This window comes from Nonomuraea sp. NPDC047897 (assembly GCF_043204415.1).
Taxonomy (GTDB): domain Bacteria; phylum Actinomycetota; class Actinomycetes; order Streptosporangiales; family Streptosporangiaceae; genus Nonomuraea.
The window spans coordinates 285,546-301,347 of sequence record NZ_JBIDCC010000001.1; the positions used below are offsets into that span (position 1 = coordinate 285,546).

General features: G+C 70.7%; 14 protein-coding genes. 8 read left to right on the forward strand and 6 right to left on the reverse strand.

The window, feature by feature from the left end; genetic code table 11:
• The first annotated feature begins 26 nt into the window (after window positions 1-26).
• Window positions 27-2,273: a protein kinase gene (locus tag ACGF0J_RS01295; RefSeq protein WP_393141106.1), complete on the forward strand. Its 2,247-nt coding sequence runs from the start codon at window positions 27-29 to the stop codon at window positions 2,271-2,273.
• An 88-nt stretch (window positions 2,274-2,361) separates the two neighbouring features.
• Here ACGF0J_RS01295 and ACGF0J_RS01300 read toward each other — a convergent pair whose 3' ends face one another.
• The 3 genes from ACGF0J_RS01300 to eccCa form a co-directional block, all read right to left on the reverse strand.
• Window positions 2,362-3,555, reverse strand: coding sequence for a transglycosylase SLT domain-containing protein (locus ACGF0J_RS01300; RefSeq protein WP_393141108.1), 1,194 nt, complete (start codon window positions 3,553-3,555; stop codon window positions 2,362-2,364).
• Entirely contained in the window at window positions 3,552-3,890 is a 339-nt protein-coding gene (locus ACGF0J_RS01305; RefSeq protein WP_393141110.1) for a hypothetical protein, read from the reverse strand. The genes ACGF0J_RS01300 and ACGF0J_RS01305 overlap by 4 nt, the downstream gene beginning before the upstream one ends.
• A gap of 88 nt (window positions 3,891-3,978) precedes the next feature.
• Window positions 3,979-7,971 carry a type VII secretion protein EccCa gene (eccCa, locus tag ACGF0J_RS01310; RefSeq protein WP_393141112.1) on the reverse strand — a complete coding sequence of 1,331 codons (3,993 nt, stop codon included), beginning with the start codon at window positions 7,969-7,971 and terminating at the stop codon, window positions 3,979-3,981.
• 289 nt (window positions 7,972-8,260) lie between these two features.
• Between eccCa and eccD the strand changes: the two genes are divergently transcribed.
• The gene (gene eccD, locus ACGF0J_RS01315) at window positions 8,261-9,616 is read left to right on the forward strand and encodes a type VII secretion integral membrane protein EccD (protein WP_393141114.1); all 1,356 of its coding nucleotides are present in this window, start codon (window positions 8,261-8,263) and stop codon (window positions 9,614-9,616) included.
• Window positions 9,617-9,623: 7 nt separating this feature from the next.
• On the opposite strand, the gene ACGF0J_RS01320 is transcribed toward eccD, so the two are convergent.
• A complete protein-coding gene (locus ACGF0J_RS01320; RefSeq protein ID WP_393141116.1) occupies window positions 9,624-10,070 on the reverse strand; it encodes a YbaB/EbfC family nucleoid-associated protein in 447 nt (148 codons plus the stop codon).
• 211 nt (window positions 10,071-10,281) lie between these two features.
• Between ACGF0J_RS01320 and ACGF0J_RS01325 the strand changes: the two genes are divergently transcribed.
• The 3 genes from ACGF0J_RS01325 (at window position 10,282) to ACGF0J_RS01335 (ending at window position 11,905) form a co-directional block, all read left to right on the forward strand.
• The gene (locus ACGF0J_RS01325; RefSeq protein WP_393141118.1) at window positions 10,282-10,542 is read left to right on the forward strand and encodes a hypothetical protein; all 261 of its coding nucleotides are present in this window, start codon (window positions 10,282-10,284) and stop codon (window positions 10,540-10,542) included.
• Between the two features lie 13 nt (window positions 10,543-10,555).
• Window positions 10,556-11,398: a hypothetical protein gene (locus tag ACGF0J_RS01330; protein WP_393141120.1), complete on the forward strand. Its 843-nt coding sequence runs from the start codon at window positions 10,556-10,558 to the stop codon at window positions 11,396-11,398.
• A gap of 63 nt (window positions 11,399-11,461) precedes the next feature.
• Window positions 11,462-11,905, forward strand: a complete 444-nt coding sequence (locus ACGF0J_RS01335; protein WP_393141122.1) for a YbaB/EbfC family nucleoid-associated protein — start codon at window positions 11,462-11,464, stop codon at window positions 11,903-11,905.
• 30 nt (window positions 11,906-11,935) lie between these two features.
• On the opposite strand, the gene ACGF0J_RS01340 is transcribed toward ACGF0J_RS01335, so the two are convergent.
• Together ACGF0J_RS01340 and ACGF0J_RS01345 are read right to left on the reverse strand one after the other, a co-directional pair.
• Complete coding sequence (locus tag ACGF0J_RS01340; RefSeq protein ID WP_393141124.1) at window positions 11,936-12,814, reverse strand: hypothetical protein; 879 nt, start codon at window positions 12,812-12,814, stop codon at window positions 11,936-11,938.
• A 17-nt stretch (window positions 12,815-12,831) separates the two neighbouring features.
• Window positions 12,832-14,280, reverse strand: a complete 1,449-nt coding sequence (locus tag ACGF0J_RS01345) for a hypothetical protein (RefSeq protein ID WP_393141126.1) — start codon at window positions 14,278-14,280, stop codon at window positions 12,832-12,834.
• Between the two features lie 310 nt (window positions 14,281-14,590).
• Here ACGF0J_RS01345 and ACGF0J_RS01350 point away from each other — a divergent pair, with 310 nt between their 5' ends.
• The 3 genes from ACGF0J_RS01350 to ACGF0J_RS01360 all read left to right on the forward strand — a co-directional run bounded on the left by ACGF0J_RS01350 (window position 14,591) and on the right by ACGF0J_RS01360 (window position 15,793).
• Window positions 14,591-14,950 (forward strand): WXG100 family type VII secretion target, encoded by a 360-nt coding sequence (locus tag ACGF0J_RS01350; protein WP_393141128.1) that lies wholly within the window; start codon window positions 14,591-14,593, stop codon window positions 14,948-14,950.
• A 38-nt stretch (window positions 14,951-14,988) separates the two neighbouring features.
• Window positions 14,989-15,318, forward strand: a complete 330-nt coding sequence (locus tag ACGF0J_RS01355; RefSeq protein ID WP_393141130.1) for a hypothetical protein — start codon at window positions 14,989-14,991, stop codon at window positions 15,316-15,318.
• A gap of 67 nt (window positions 15,319-15,385) precedes the next feature.
• The gene (locus tag ACGF0J_RS01360; RefSeq protein ID WP_393141132.1) at window positions 15,386-15,793 is read left to right on the forward strand and encodes a hypothetical protein; all 408 of its coding nucleotides are present in this window, start codon (window positions 15,386-15,388) and stop codon (window positions 15,791-15,793) included.
• Window positions 15,794-15,802 lie beyond the last annotated feature (9 nt).

Consider the following 15,802-nt stretch of genomic DNA (forward strand, 5'->3'; position numbering starts at 1 on the left):
CATGATTTGTCACTGAAAGGGCGCCCATGAACTCCCTGGATCCGCGTGACCCTGAACAGTTAGGCGTTTACACCATCCTCGAACGGGTCGGCGAAGGCCCGCGCGGGGTCGTTTACCTGGGCCGCCAAGGCGAAGACGGCACTCCCTACGCGATCAAGGTGCTGCCGGCGACGCCGGACGCCGCGGACGTGGCCCAGCGACTCAAGAGCGGCGAGCGGATTTCGAGCTCCTACGTCGCACGGGTGATCGACGCGGGCGTGTGGGAAGGACGGCCGTACGTCGTCCGCGAGCACATCGAGGGGCGCAGCCTCGCCGATGTCGTGCGGGACGAGGGACCGCTGTCCGGCGACGCGCTGGAGCGGGTGGCGGTCGGCGTGCTCACCGCCCTCACGCCGATCCACCTGGCGGGGCTGACCCACGGCGGCCTCACCCCGCATAACGTGATCATGAGCGCGGACGGCCCCCGCGTCACCGACGCCGCGATCGGCGCGCCGGTGAGCGAGGTCGGCTACCGCTCACCCGAGCAGTTGAACGGCGAGCCGTTCGACGCCTACACCGACGTCTTCTCCTGGGCCTCGGTCGTGGCGTTCGCCGCGACGGGTCAACCGCCCTTCGGCCACGACGCGCAGGCCGTCATGAACGTCGAGCCCGACCTGGGCGACCTGGCCGAGCCGCTGCGCGGGGTCGTGCTGTCCTGCCTGGCCAAGCTGGTCGCCCAGCGGCCCACGACCTACACCGCGCTGCTGCGCCTGCTGGGCGACAGCCATGCCGGGATGCCGGGCGTCGTGCCCCCCGGCCCTGTGCCGCCGATGGTGCCGCCGATGGTGCCGCCGCAGGTTCCCGCGGGCGACACGGTGCTGCTCCCGCCGGGGCAGGAGGCTCCGCCTCTGCAGGGCCTGCCGGTGCCGCCTCCGCCCGCCGTGGTGCCGCAGCAGGCGCCCCCGCCCTCCGCGTGGGGGCCGCCGACCTCAGGAGCCCAGGACGAGCCCCGGCAGACGTGGTCCTCGCCGGACCACGTGCAGCCGGCGGCCGCGGCGCCGCGCCGTGCGTTCCCCGTCGGGCTGGTCGGTGCGCTGGGCGCCGTCGTGCTCGTCTCCGGACTGGGGCTGTGGGGTGCGACCAGCTATGCCCCCAAGCAGATGCTGCAGTCGGCCGCCGGCCCGGGCGCCACAGCGACGGTCACCAGCGCCTCGGGGGCCGAGGGAGCCGAGGGAGACGGGGGCGTCGGCGGACAGCCGGGCGTGCCCGCCGACGGCACGCAGCAGCAGCCGCCGGCGTCGGGTGAGCCTCAGGTGACCGTGCCGTGGGCGCAGACGCCGGACCCGACCTCGACCGGCGTGCTGCCGTTCGAGCTGCCGAGGGACGAGCCGACCGAGCTGGCGGTGCCGGAGCTGAGCACGGTGCCGTCGCCGCTGCCGACGCAGCCGATCATCACGCAGCAGTACCCGACGCAGCCGGTGACGCAGCCCACCCAGCAGCCGACCGTGACCAGCTCCGCCCAGCCGACCGTGACGGCCACGGCCACGGCCACGGCCACGGTCACGCCGACCAAGTCGGTTGAGCCGACCCCGGACGACCAGATCTCCGGTGAGCCGGTGCCGACGCGGTCGAAGGGCCGGCCCACCCGGGAGCCGGACCCGACTCCCACGGAGCGACCGACCGAGCAGCCGACCGAGCAGCCGACTCGCAGCGAGACGCCGACGGAACGGCCGACCACGGAGCAGCCCAGGCCGACGGCCAAGCCCACGACCTCCGCGCCGAGGCCGACGGCGAAGCCGACGACCGAGCAGCCGAGGCCGACGGCCAAACCCACGACCTCCGCGCCGAGGCCGACGGTCAAGCCGACGACCGCGTCACCGAAGCCGACGACCGCGTCGCCGAGGCCGACGGTCAAGCCCACCACCGCGTCGCCGAAGCCGACGACCGCGTCGCCGAAGCCCACCCAGGCGACGAACCCGCACACGCCGGTTTCGGTCTGCGGGTCCGGCTTCTACGTCCAGCGGCAGGGCTCGTTCGCGGGCGGTGTCACCTACCAGCTCTACAACAACGCCACCGGCGAGAACTGCGTGGTGACGATGAAGACCGCCGACATCGGCAAGGCCACCTCGGTCAGCGCCACGCTGGAGATCCAGGGCGGCCCGAGCAGGACCGACAGCGGCAGCTTCGAGTACTACGCCGGCCCGGTGAAGCTGCAGGGCAAGGGCAAGTGCGTCCGCTTCGAGGGCGGCGCCGGCTCCAGCCGGACCAGCTCCGACTGGGGCAACTGCGGCTGACCCCGCACCTGGCCCGTGCTGACGTGAGGACCCGCCCCCGGAGCTCAGGGGGCGGGTCCTTCCGCGTCAGTAGGGCCGGTGGCCGCCGTCAGTAGGGCCGGTAGCCGCCGCCCCTCTCGATGGACGCGATGCCGGGATGGCGGCCCAGGTCGCCGTAGCGGCTGTAGGTGTAGAGGACGCCGGCGATGATGTTGTCGACCGGCTCCAGGATCTGCTTGTGGCCGGGCAGGCTGTGGGCGTTGAAGGTGGGCGGGATCGTCTGCATGAGGCCCTGGGACGGCACGCCGTTCTGCGCGTTGATGTCCCACCTGTTGATCGCGCTGGGGTTGCCGCCCGACTCGTGGAAGATGACGGTCCAGATGCGGTCGATGTCCTTGGGGTCGTTCGGATCGAGGTCGCTGACGTCGATCCCGCGCTTGCGCAGGACGCCGGCCATCTCCGGTGACCTGATGACGGTGAGCGCCTCCTTGATCCACTTGACGACGTCTTCCTTCGGCCGGGGCGTGGTGCCGCCCGACGAGGCGCCGGTGTAGCCGTACGTAGGGGTGCCGCCGCCGTTGCCGCCGCCAGGGGCGCCCGCCGCGCCGTTCGGGCCGGTGTCCGGGACGGGGTTCTGGCCGCCGTTCTGGGCGAGCTGGGTGCGCCGGTACTCCTCGGGCGACACCGGGACCCAGCCGACCTTGTCGGCGACGAAGTCCTGCTTGCCGGCGAACGGGATGCCGGAGAACAGGTTCGCGTCCTTGCCGAGCTGCTTGGTGAGGTTGGTCAGCGCCGTGGACAGCACGGTGTCGGCGGAGTCGAGGCGGCTCTGCGCGGTCTGCGCGAACGTGCTGACCTTGGCGCCGATGTCGCGGTTGAGGTTCGCCGTGGTGGCGCTGGGGTCGTTCTTGGCCCGCGCGTAGGCGTCGCGGATGGTGCCGACCTGCTTGAGCAGGTCGCCGGCGAGCCGGTCGACGTCCTTCTTGGCCTTGTCCAGCTCGTCGGCGACGTCGTTGAGCGAACCGGCGCAGGACACCAGCATGTCGTCCATCGTCTGGCCGGCCTTGCCGTACTTGCCCATGTACGTCACGAACGCGTCGGCCGACTGGCCGCGCCACCAGTCGTCCACCCGCCGGACGGCGCCCGCGAGCACGTTCATGTTGCCCAGGACGTCGGCGCCGCTCGCCACCCAGCGTGCCGCGATGCGCCTGATCTCGCCCGGGTCGGTGGTCTTGACCTTGTCCATCACCTTGGTGAACTTCTCGCCCTGCGGCAGCGCGGCGATCTGGTCGCGCAGGCTCATGACGCGCCCTGCACGGTGGATGCCTGCTCCGCCTTCTGCATGTTGCGGCGGACCTGGTCGAGGGCGCGCTCGACGTCGTCCAGCCGCTCCTGGGCGGCGACGAGCTGCTCCGAGACCCGCTTCTCGACGTTGTTCAGCGCCGAGACCAGCGCCTCGGAGTCGGCGAGGTCGCCGAACACCTCGGCGACCTGCTTGACCGGGAACGCGGCGCCGAACTCCTTCGTGGCCTTGTCCGCGGGCTTGCCGTCCTTCAGCTTGACCAGGTCGATCGAACGGTCGTTGACCGACTCCTGCAGTTGCTGGAGAGCCTTCTGGCTCAGTGCGACGCCTCCCACCAAGAGCCCCTTTCTGGCGGTTAGTGCGCGATGTCGGAAAGGACGTTGCTGATGTTACTCATGGGACGCCTGCCGTGACCGAAGATCCTCAACTGCCCTCCGGCGGCGCCGGCGGCGCCATGAACGCCGTCTGGGTGAGGCGCGCGCCGGACCGGCGGTCCACGTAGTAGCCGCGGCCCGTCGGCAGCGGGTGCGGACGGATGTTGCCGAACAGGTAGCCCTCGTCCTTGTTGCCGGACAGGATCAGCGCGGGACTCGCCAGGTCCTTGATCTTCGTGATGATCGGGTCGAACAGGGCCCGGCCGATGCCGCCCATCTGCCGCGCCATCACCAGGTGCAGGCCGATGTCGCGGGCCTGCGGCAGCAGGTCGGCCAAGGGCAGCAGCGGGTTGGTGGCGCCGGCGACCAGGTCGTAGTCGTCCACCACGATGTACAGGTCGGAGCCCTGCCACCAGCTCCGCGAGCGGAGCTGGTCAGGGGTGAGGTCGGCGGGCGGCAGCCGCTTGAGCAGCGCCCCGCGGGCGTTGTTGATCAGCTCGGTGGCCGCGGTGCTGGAGGCGGCGTAGCCGATCCGGTGCTCGGTGGTGGCCGTGTCCAGCAGTGCACGCCGGTAGTCGATGACGATCATCATCGCCTCGCGTGGCGTCTGCCTGGTCACGATGCTCTCGGCGATGAGACGCAGCAGGTTGGACTTGCCGCTCTCGGTGTCGCCCACCACGATGAAGTGCGGGTCGGATTCCAGGTCGAGCATGACCGGCGCGAGCGACGCCTCGTCGATGCCGATCGCGATGCGCTTCGGGGCGGCCGGGTCCGGGGCGGGCAGCGCCGCGGCCGGCAGCAGCGCGGGCAGCAGCCGCACGGGCGGCGCGGGCGGCCCCTGCCAGGCGTCCCGCATGCCCTGCACGAGCGAGCGCACGCCCACCGCGAGGTCCTCGGCGTTCTGCACGCCGTCGATCCGGGGCAGCGCCGACAGGAAGTGCGTCCCCTCCTTGGTCAGGCCGCGGCCGGGCACGCCCTCCGGCACGGCCATGGCCGCCTTCCGGTTGATCTCCGACTCGTAGGCGTCGCCCAGCTTGAACTCCAGCCGGGTGCCGAACAGGTCGCGGATGCCGGGCCGGAACTCCGACCACTTGTTGGTGGCGGCCACCACGTGGATCCCGTAACCGAGCCCGCGCGCCGCCAGGTCGGTGATCACGCCTTCCAGCGCCTCGAACTCCTGCCTGACCGTCAGCCAGCCGTCGATCACCAGGAAGATGTCACCCCACCCGTCGCCCTCGATCTCCCCGGCGGCCACCTGCCGGCGGTAGGAGGAGATCGAGTCGATGCCCAGCTCGCCGAAGACCCGCTCCCGGTCCCGCAGCACGCCGGCGATCTCGGCGACCGTGCGGCGCACCCGGTCGCCGTCGAGCCTGCTCGCCACGCCGCCGACGTGCGGCAGCCCGTCCAGCGTGGCCAGCGACCCGCCGCCGAAGTCGAGGCAGTAGAACTGCACCTCGCGGGGCGTGTGGGTGAGCGCCATGCTGGTGATCAGCGTGCGCAGCGCGGTGCTCTTGCCGCTCTGCGTGCCGCCCGCGACGCCCACGTGCCCGGCCGCGCCCGACAGGTCCAGCCAGAACGGGTCACGCCGCTGCTCGAAGGGCCGGTCGATGATGCCGACCACCGCGTGCAGTCCGCCGCGCCCCGGCCAGCCCGGCGTGGACAGCCCCAGCTCGGGCGTGATCGACAGCGGGGGCAGCAGGTGGGTGAGCGTGGGCGGCTCGCTCAGCGGCGGCAGCCAGATGCGGTGGGCCGGCGGGCCGGCCCCCTTCAGCCGGTCCACCACGATGTCCAGCAGGCTCGCCTGCGGGCCCTTCTCCTCGGCGGGCGCGATCTCGGCCTTCGGCTTCTCGATCTCGGGCACCGGCACGAAGGCCGGGGTGTACTCGACGACCTCGTGGATCGAGGCGTCGCCGTCGCCGGTCGCGGCCGTCCGCGGGTCGGCCTGGTACGGGCCGGACACGTACGCGGCCTTGAACCGCGTCATGCCGGAGGTGTCGAACTTGAGGTAGCCGTTGCCCGGCGAGGACGGCAGCTCGTAGGCGTCGGCCACGCCCAGCACCACGCGGGACTCCATGGCCGAGAAGGTGCGCAGGCCGATCCGGTACGACAGGTGGGTGTCCAGGCCGCGCAGCCGGCCCTCCTCCAGCCGTTGCGAGGCCAGCAGCAGGTGCACGCCGAGCGAGCGGCCGAGCCGGCCGATCATCACGAACAGCTCGATGAACTCCGGCTTGGCCGTCAGCAGCTCGCTGAACTCGTCCAGCACCACGAACAGGGTGGGCATCGGCGCGAGGTTGGCGCCCTGTTCGCGGGCCCGTTCGTAGTCGCGCAGCGAGGCGTAGTTGCCGGCGGACCGCAGCAGTTCCTGCCGGCGCACCATCTCGCCGTGCAGGGCGTCGTGCATGCGGTCCACCAGGGGGAGCTCGTCCTCCAGGTTGGTGATCACCGCGGAGACGTGCGACAGCTCCTCCAGCCCGAGGAACGTGGCGCCGCCCTTGAAGTCGACGAGGACGAAGTTGAGGATCTCCGAGGAGTGGGTGACCGCCAGGCCCAGCACGAGCGTCCGCAGCAGCTCGCTCTTGCCGGATCCCGTGGCGCCGATGACCAGGCCGTGCGGGCCCATGCCGCCCTGCGCCGACTCCTTGATGTCGAGCTCCACCACGCGGCCGTCGGCGCCCAGGCCGATCGGCACCCGCAGCTTGTTGCGGGCGGCGCGGGGCCGCCACACCTGTGCCGGGTCGAGCCGGGCCGGGTCGGCCACGCCGAGCAGCTCGGTCAGCGTGGTGTTGGCCGACAGTACGTCCTGCGCCTCGCCGCCGCTGGCCGTGGACAGCCGCAGCGGCGCGAGCTGCCTGGCCAGCCCTTCGACGCGCAGGTAGTCGAACCTGTCCGGGGCGCCCAGCCTGGTGGTGCTCTCCTTGCCCGCATGGTCGATCTTGACCATGTGGAAGCCGTCGGGCTGGATGTCGAGCCGCAGTGTGCTCCGCTCGTCGACCGGGCCGGCGGAGCCGGACAGGTCGATCACGGTCACGCCCTGGATGGCGTCGGTGCCGAGCTGGGAGTCCTGCGGCACGTGCCCGCCGTCGAGGATCAGCACGTGGTACGGCAGCGAGTCGGCCGGCGAGCCGGGCTTGAACCGGGCCCGCTCCTTCAGGTCGGCGCCCACCAGCCGGTCGAGCTCGGCGAGGTTCTCGGTCATGAGCCGGACCTGCCCGGCGGCGTCGTCCTGCTCGGGATGCAGGGCGTGCGGCAACCACTTGACCCAGTCCCAGTGCGGCATCCACTCCTCGTCGGCGCAGACCATGATCCGCATGTCGTCGGGCGAGTGGAACACCACCATCTGCGCGATCATGGCGCGCACCAGGTCACGCATGGCCACGGGGTCGCCGCGCAGCTTGATCCGGGCGAACGAGCCGAGCGCCACGGCGACGGGCAGGCCGGCCACCGTGGAGTGCGCGCGGATGAACCGGCGCAGCGCGCCGGCCGTCAGCGCGTCGAGGTCCTCGACCGGCTTGGAGTCCGGGGGCACGAGCTGGACCGCCAGCCGTTGCACGCCGGTGCCCAGCCGGACGGTGCCGAAGTCCTCGTCGCGCGGGCGGCGCTCCCACAGGCGCGCGCTCATCGCCACCCACCAGAGCGACTCGGGCGCGGGCCCGCTCCACTCCAGGGCCTCGCGCTGCTGCTTGGCGGCCCGGCGGGACCGCCTCCTGGCCTGGGACAGGTAGCGGAAGTAGTCTCGGCGCAGGCCGTTGAGGCGGTGCTTGCGCTCGCCCGCCTGGCGGCCCATCTGGCCGATCGTCATGCCGACCATGGAGAAGGCGAACAGCCCGCTCGCCACGTACATGAGCGGGTTGCCCGTGCCGCCCGCGGTGAACATCAGCGCCATGGCCGCCCCGCCCGCGATCATGGGCAGGTAGGTCATCACCGCCATGAAGCCCTGGCCCTGGACCTCCGGGATCTCGGGAGGCGACTCGAGCAGGATCTCACCACGGGGCGGCTTGGGAGTGGGGCGGCGCTCGGGGCGCCGCACGATGACGATGCTCACCCTGGAACTGCCTCCTTGCGGGTCGGAAGACTTTCTTACCAGAGCACATGATCCGCCGTGTGCCCGATATGTTCGTCGTGTCGTGTGACTCGTGGCAAAAAGGGGGAAATCGGTGAGGTCGCTGGCTCAAGGGCCCCAAGGCCCCGCGCCCCACGGGCCCGTGCCCCACGGCCCGGTGCCGCCCGGCCCCGTGCCGCCCGGTTCCGTGCCGCATGGCGCCGGCCCCCGCGGTCCCGTCCCGCAGGGCGCCCTGCCCCAGTCGGCCGCACCGCTGCCTCCGCTGTGCCACGTGACGATCGTGGCCCCCCGCAAGCGGGTCGATCTGGCGCTGCCCGTGGACATCCCGCTGCCCCACGTCATGCCCGGGCTGCTGCGCGCGGTGGACGAGATCGGCGGCGACAACTCGGCCGGACCCGGCTGGGTGCTCCAGCGGCTCGGCGGCGCCCCGTTCGACCTCGGCCTGAGCCTGGCGTCGCTGGGCGTGCTCGACGGCGAGGTGCTCTACCTGCGCCCGCGCGAGGCGGCGATGCCGCCGGCGCTCTACGACGACGTGGCCGACCTCGTCGCGACCGGCGTGAAGGAGCGGGCGGGCGTCTGGGAGGGCGCCCACTCGCGCCGGCTCGGCCTGGGCGCCGCCTCCGCGCTGCTCTGGGTGGGGCCGCTGGTGCTGTTCCTGGCCGGGCCGCCGTGGACGGTGACCGCCATCGTGTCGGGGGCCCTGGCCGTGCTGCTGGTCGCCACGGGGGCCATCATGTCGCGGGCCGTGGCCGACTCCTCCGCGGGCGTGCCGGTCGGCTACGCGGCACTTCCGTACGCCTTCCTGGCCGGGCTGCTCGCGCCGACCAGCGCCGCGGGACTCTTCACGCTCGGCGCCCCGCACCTGCTGGCCGCGCTGGCGTGCACGGCGCTGATCGCCACGTTCGCCGGCACGGTGATCGCCGACGGTGTGATCGGCTTCCTCGGCACGGCCATCGCCTCCGTGGCAGGAGCGGTCAGCGCGGCCGTCGTCATGGTCTTCGGCCTGCCCGAGGCGGGGGTGGCCGCGCTGACCGCCACCATCCTGCTCGCGTTCAGCCCGCTGATCCCGACCCTGTCGTTCCGCATCGCGCGGCTGCCGCTGCCCGGCCTGCCGACGACCTCCGAAGAGCTGCGCAACGAGAACCAGATCCTGGACGCGCCGGAGATCAAGGACCGCACCGTCCAGGCGCGCAACTACGTGACCGGCATGGTCGCCGGCCTCGCGCTGGTCGCCGGAGGGACGCAGTTCTTCCTCGCGCTCGACGGCCACTGGCTGGCCCGGGTCACGGCCCTGATCCTGGCGCTGACGATCATCATGCGGGCGCGGGTGTTCGCGGGGGTTGGGCAGCGACTCTGGCTGGTGTTCTCCGGGGTGGCGGGTCTCGCCACGCTGGCGGTCTCGCTGGGCTCGGACCAGGGCAGCGTCATGGGCGCCGTCCTGGTGATCGGGCTGCTGTGGGCCGCGCTGATCGCGATGGGGATGGGCGTCTGGCTGCCGTCGGGCAAGCCGTCGCCGTTCTGGGGGCGCGCGGGCGACATCGTGGAGCTGATCCTGATCGCCGCGATGTTCCCGCTGGCGCTCGGCGTGCTTGAGGTCTACACCTGGGTACGCGGCCTGTCCGGCTGAACCGCCGTCACCACTCGGGGCGGCGGCTGATCCGGTCCACGGCCGCCGTGCTCGCATCGACCGACCTCGCGAACGACGACTGGATGTCCTGCAACTCCCGCTGCAGGGCGTCCAGATCCCCTGTGGCCCGTGTCGCGTCGTCGCCGATGGCCGAGGTCACCAGCTCCAGGCTCTGCCGCTGGACGTCGTCCTGGGCGGCTCGTACGGCCTCGCACACCTGCTCGGACAGCTCCTCGCTGCCCAGCCGCATGGCTCGCGGGTCTATCACGACGCGCCGGATGCCGCCGCCGTTGTCGACCTCCGCGCTCACGAGCTCGCTGCGGCTGCGCCCCGTACCGGAGATCGCCTCCAGCTTCGCGGTGGCATCAGCGAGGCGGCGGACCGACTCCTCGCTCTGCCTCACCAGACGTTCGAGGTTCGCGGGATCGAGATCGCCGGTCGGGAAGTACGACATCACAACTCTCCTTGACATGCGGGCACACCTGTCCATGAGAAGCCAACGCGATCCTGGTTAATCGGGAGGGAACATCCCCCGTCCGTCCTGTGAAGTGATCGGTAACTGGGCCCTGAACGATGATCATCCGACGTAGCGTGACTCTGGTGCTCTTACGGCTGGGGGATTCATGGCACTGGATGTTCATGTGACGTCACGCGGGATCGAACATGTGGCGTCCCGCGTCGGCGAGGAACTGCTTCCCATCTTCACCAACCTGCGTGCCGCGGTGGACGACACGAGCGTTCCCGCGCCGGCGTTCTCGGCCAGCGGCAACCTCGTGTTCGCCGACGTCTACCGCGACACCCAGCGGATGGCGGCCGACGTGCTCGACGATGCCGTCGACGTCATCCGAGGCTGGCAGGACACGCTCATGGTGACGGCCCGCAACTGGCGGGTCGCCGAGGACATGAGCATCGTCCGATACCAGTAGAAGGACGAGGACGATGGCAGTTGATCCGCACGCGCGATGGCTCCAGGTGCTCGGGGGAGAGGGCGCGACGGGCAGGGCCGCGGCCGGCGCCTCCCACCTGCGGCTGGTGCCGCCACCACCGGGCGGCCCGCAGCCACCCGGTCTGCAGGCCATGCGGTCGCTCGGTCGCCTGTCGATCTACCTCGTGCCCGCCGCGGTGCTCGTCGCCCAGGCCTGGGCGAACGAGCGCGGCATCTCCCAGGCGGCCACCAACTGGGACGCGATGGGCAGAACTCTGGACGACGGCATCAAGTCCCTGATCCCCGACCTCAAGCAGGAACTGCGGAAGAACTGGCAGGGGCGGGACCAGGAGGCGGCCGAGGCGGCGATGTCGCGGATGTCCGGCGAGATCGGCAAGCTACGCCAGGTGTTCTCCAGCATCGGCTCGGTGACCGACGAGATCGGAAGCATCGTCCGTGGCTTCTGGGCGGACATGCTCCTCATCGGCACCACCCTCGCCGGTACGCTCGTCACGCTCCAGGTGCTCAAACTCTTTCCGCACACCCGGGCCATCGCCATGGTGCGGGAGGTGATGGCCGGCAAGCTCGCCCTCAGCACCAGCGCGTTGATGCTGGGCCAGCTCAGCATCATGTTGGGACTCGCCGCCAAGGCTCTGACGAACGAGGCGAAGAAGGCGCGCCAGCTCCGGGTCGTGTGGCCCACCGGCGCGGTGGCCATCGACTTCACCCAGGCACGGATCAGGACCGGCACCCTTCCGCCGTTCCAGCGCCCGCAGGTCGCCGGTGAGCTGCCGCCCGGCTACCAGAACTACGAGTGGGTGGCCCCCAAGCGCGAGTTGCCCGCCAGGCCGTCCTGATTGCGCGAATGATCCACGAGCGCTACCTTGCTGGGCGTTCATCACTCCAGGCGGGAGCAGCCGATGCAGGAGTTCGGGGACTTCGCGAACATCGATATTGACAAGCTTCTCAAGACCGCGGACGGGCAGTTCGCCCGCATCGAGGAACTGCAGAAGAGCATGAGCACCATCGTCGGCCGGGCGCAGGACGAGGACGGGCTCGTCACGGCCGAGTACGCCGCCGAGGGGCTGCGGGAGCTGGACCTGCACCCCAAGGCCATGCGGCTCAGCTCCGCCGAGCTGGCCGAGAAGGTCAAGCAGGTGGTGCAGGAGGCCTCCGAAGACCTCCAGCAGAAGATCAGCGAGGCGATGGGCGATGTCTTCGGGGAGGAGGACAACCCGATGCGCTACATCAAGGACCCGGACGCCGCGCTGGAACAGGTCCGCAGCGCCGAGGCCGCCTACAACCGCACCTTCGAGGACGTCATGGGCGAACTCGACCGCATCCGCCGCCGCCTCGACCTCTGACGGAGCCCGGCCGGGCGGCGGCGGGACGGCTCAGGTGGCCGCGGCGCCCGGCCCCCCGGTCGTGCCGCCAGGCGCCTGATCCGTGGGACCGGGAGCCTGAGTCGTCTTGTCGGACGTCTCGGTCTTCTCGGGCTCCTGGGCCGTGGTGTCGGGCGCCTCGGTCGTCGTCTCGGCCGTGCTGGGCGTACTGCTCGGCGAGGACCTGGGCAGGCCCGACGAGGAGCCGGGCACGTCCGGCTGCGGCAGGCCCTCCAGGTACACCTGCGTGTAGTCGGGGGCGGTCTCCGGAGTGGCCTGCTTGGTCAGCTCCTCCGCCTTCATCGAGGCGAGCAGGGCGCCTGCTGTCATGGTCACACTGGCGCTGATCAGCATCGCCTTGCGCTGCTGCATGGCGAGGAGTTTCAGGCCGCCCGTGAACGCCTGGACATACATGTTGCCCGTGGCCTGCCCGCCGGCGGCGAGTGCGGCGTTCCACCTGGTGAGATACACGATCGTGGCCCACATGGCCATGCCGGACGCGCCGGCGAGCGAGAAGACGGCCGCCGCCTGAGACAGGCTGCTCAGGCCGCCGAGGACGTCCGCCACGCCCGTGTAGACCGGTTTCGAGTCGTCCTTCCGGGCCAGGAAGTCCTTCTTCACCTGCTGGTACTCCGGCCGGGACATCTCCTTCCAGTCCTCCTCGGGGACGTCCTTCTCCAGAGCGTCCAGCTTGGCCTGGAAGGCGTCCAGCTTGGACACGATCCTCCGCCACGCGTTCGACGCGTCCTGGATGTCGCTGGGGCTCGAGTAGAGCGTGCCGATGATCGCCGTCGCGATCCTGGCCAGTGGGCCGAACGCCATGGCCGAGTACGCCGTCAGCCCGAGCGCCGTGACGTACATGGTCGTGCCCGTGTCCTTGAAATCAGGCATGGTCGCAGCTCACCTCCCTAAGACTTGGCCGTGCTGGCCGTTTCGGCGTCCTCGATGATCTTGGCACCTTTGTGGAGCTGGTTGTTCCAGCCCTTGACCGACTGGTGCGCGGCGTCGACATATCCCGCAGCGGTGTCCCGGACGCTGCTGTGAGCCGGCACGAACACCATGCCCATCACCCCGAACCCGGGGAACCCGGTGGAGATGTCCTTGATCTCGGAGTTCAGAGCGTCCAGATCCTTGGCCACCTCGTGCTCGATCTTCTTGCCGAAGTCCTTCAGGGTCTCGGGACGGGCCTTGCGCCAGTCGGAGGAGACGCCCTCAGTCTCCAGGCGCTGGTTCCGGAGCTGCTCCGGGGTGAGCTTGGGCTCCCCGTTCTTGCCTCCCTTGCCGCCCTCGTCGCCCGTCGGGCCGTTCTGGCCGCCGCCGGTGGGCCCTCCGGGGCCGGTACCGCCACCGGTGCCTCCCCCGGTCCCGGAAGGGCCGCCACCACCGCCGCCACTGGGGGCGGACGGCATGTCGGCGCCAGGGGTGCTGGGCTCGCCCGAGTCCCCGGGCTTGTCGCCGTCCGCGGGCGGCTCGGTACCGGGGGTCGGGACGTCGGGTACATCCGGCAGGTCGGGGTCGGGCTGGTCGCCGGGCTTGTCATCATCGGCGGGGTCGCCGGGCTTGTCGCCGTCGCCGGGCTTGTCGTCGTCCGCGGGCGGTTCGGTACCGGGGGTCGGGACGTCGGGTACATCCGGCAGGTCCGGGTCGGGCTGGTCGCCGGGCTTGCCGTCGTCGCCGGGATCGGCGGGGTCCGGGCTGCCGGGGCCGCCTGGCGTACCAGGATCGGTGGGATCGCCAGGGGTGGTCGGGTCCGAGGGGTCGGCCGGGTCGTTCGGGTCCGTGGGGTCGTTCGGCCCAGGATCCGTGGGGTCGTTCGGGTCGTTCGGGTCGTTCGGGTCCGTGGGGTCGTTCGGGTCGTTCGGGTCCGTGGGGTTGTTCGGCCCAGGATCCGTCGGGTCGTTCGGGTCCGCCGGATCACCGTCACCCGCGTCACCCTGGTCCCCGGAGTCGTCGTCGCTGTCCGGGTCCTCGGCCTCGTCAACGGTGTCCGGCTGCCCCCCGGGCCCGTCCCCGGTCTCGTCGTTCTCGTCGTCCCCGTCGGCGGGGGAGCCCTGTGCGGGCTCCTCCTGGTCGCCGTCGGACGGCTCCCACTGCGGATCCCCCTGCGCCGCCACCGGCTCGACCCATTCCGGGTCGTCCGCAGAGGAGTCGGCGGTGGTCTCGGTCCCGCGGGTGTCCGTCTCCCGCTCCTCGGAGCGCTCATCCTGGACCGCTGGGCGCTCACCCTGGACCATCTGTCGCCCGTCGGCGAACTGGACGTCCTGCGCGAGCGTCTCGCTGGGCATGCCCGTCATCGCGACGGGGGAGGAAGACGCATTCGCCCCCCAGTTGATCAGGCTGTCCACGTCTTGGCTCATGCCGTTGCCCTCCGTTGATCGCAGACGCTAGCCCAACCTTGGGCGATCAGGACGCCCAGCGGCAAACCGCAACCTGGTGTTAACCGAAATTCCACGATCATCGTCAATTCGGCTCAACCCGCTGACCTGCCGATTTATGTATATGTGTCCTTGGTGTCATCGATCTGTTACCTGCATGCCTGTTAGGCATGTTGCACCTGATAGCTACCGTGCTCTTTGATTGTTTTCGTGCCGATCGTGCCCTCCGTCTGCTTATGTGGAGTCCGACGGCGAGGTCGATAGGCCCAACAAACCGGGGAGAGGAATCTCTGTGTCGTACTACGGAGCCAGTCCAGAACAGGTCACCAAGGCGGCAGGCCAGGTGCAGGCCGCAGCTCAGCAGATCGAAGGGCTGCGGAAGGGGGTCGCCGCCACCGTGCAGGAGCTGCTCGCCTCCGGGCAGGCCAAGTCGTGGCAGGGCAACGCGGCCACCAAGTACAAGATGCACATGGACCAGTGGGACCAGGGCGCTCGGCGGATTCTCGAAAGCCTCGAGCGCATCTACGACAACATGAACGTCAGCGCCAAGATCTACAGCGCTGCCGCCGCCGAGGCAGAGGACAACATGCGGATCGGCGGGGTGGGAGCCAACGAGAACGCCGTCGACTCGCTCATCAACGTCCGGGCCTGAGCCGCCCTCCCTGCTCGCCGTACAGAACGGAGATCGTCATGGCACAGCTGCATGACTTCACCCAGGTCAACTTCGCGCAGATGCAGGCCGCGCAGGAGGGCCTGATCAAGGTGGTGACCGAGCTCGACCGGATCACCGACCAGCTCTACAGGGACGTGGCCAACACGCTCAAGGACGCCTGGTACGACGACGAGACCGGCACGGGTGCCAAGTCGGAGTTCGACGCCGCACGGGTTGTCTGGGACGCCCAGGAGAAGGAGATGGGCAACCAGCTCGCGCAGGCCGCTCAGGCCGTGGGTCTGGCCAACCAGAACTACATGAACGCCGAGCGGGCCGCCCGCGCCCTGTGGGCCGACCCGGGTCGCTGAACCGTAACCGTAGACTCGGTCATCGCCCGCGCGGCGATGGCCGAGCACACGTCTTCACGGGGGTGCCATGACGCAGAAGGACGTACTCGAGGGCGGCCAGGACCCGCTCCGTCTCGACCCCGACTGGCCGGGGCTCGACGCGGGCGCGACGCTGCACTACGAGGTCGGCAAGATGCGCTCGGTGGCGCGCGAGCTGAGGCGGGCCTTCTCCGGTGAGGACGGCGGCGGTCAGGGCCTCGACCAGCACAAGCAGCGCCTGCTGGACGAGTGTCAGCTCTCCGAGGCGCACATCGGCACCTGGCACGACGCCAGCGCGTTCACCAAGACCGTCGGCGCCAACAGCGCCGGCACCAAGTTCGTCCAGGCGTACGCCGACTTCGCCGAGGCATTCGACAGGGTGATCAAGGCGATCGAGGCCAACGCCGACATCTACGCCCGTACGAACCAGCACAACGAGGGTGGCCGTGAGGCCTGAGGAAGGGCA

What these genes read in the sequence shown, in the direction of transcription:
- ACGF0J_RS01320 (WP_393141116.1), bottom strand. Translation starts at nt 10,070, where the DNA reads ATGTCGTACTTCCCGACCGGCGATCTCGATCCCGCGAACCTCGAACGT.
- ACGF0J_RS01340 (WP_393141124.1), bottom strand. Translation starts at nt 12,814, where the DNA reads ATGCCTGATTTCAAGGACACGGGCACGACCATGTACGTCACGGCGCTC.
- ACGF0J_RS01335 (WP_393141122.1), top strand. Translation starts at nt 11,462, where the DNA reads ATGCAGGAGTTCGGGGACTTCGCGAACATCGATATTGACAAGCTTCTC.
- ACGF0J_RS01345 (WP_393141126.1), bottom strand. Translation starts at nt 14,280, where the DNA reads ATGAGCCAAGACGTGGACAGCCTGATCAACTGGGGGGCGAATGCGTCT.
- ACGF0J_RS01355 (WP_393141130.1), top strand. Translation starts at nt 14,989, where the DNA reads ATGGCACAGCTGCATGACTTCACCCAGGTCAACTTCGCGCAGATGCAG.
- ACGF0J_RS01360 (WP_393141132.1), top strand. Translation starts at nt 15,386, where the DNA reads ATGACGCAGAAGGACGTACTCGAGGGCGGCCAGGACCCGCTCCGTCTC.
- ACGF0J_RS01295 (WP_393141106.1), top strand. Translation starts at nt 27, where the DNA reads ATGAACTCCCTGGATCCGCGTGACCCTGAACAGTTAGGCGTTTACACC.
- ACGF0J_RS01330 (WP_393141120.1), top strand. Translation starts at nt 10,556, where the DNA reads ATGGCAGTTGATCCGCACGCGCGATGGCTCCAGGTGCTCGGGGGAGAG.
- ACGF0J_RS01300 (WP_393141108.1), bottom strand. Translation starts at nt 3,555, where the DNA reads ATGAGCCTGCGCGACCAGATCGCCGCGCTGCCGCAGGGCGAGAAGTTC.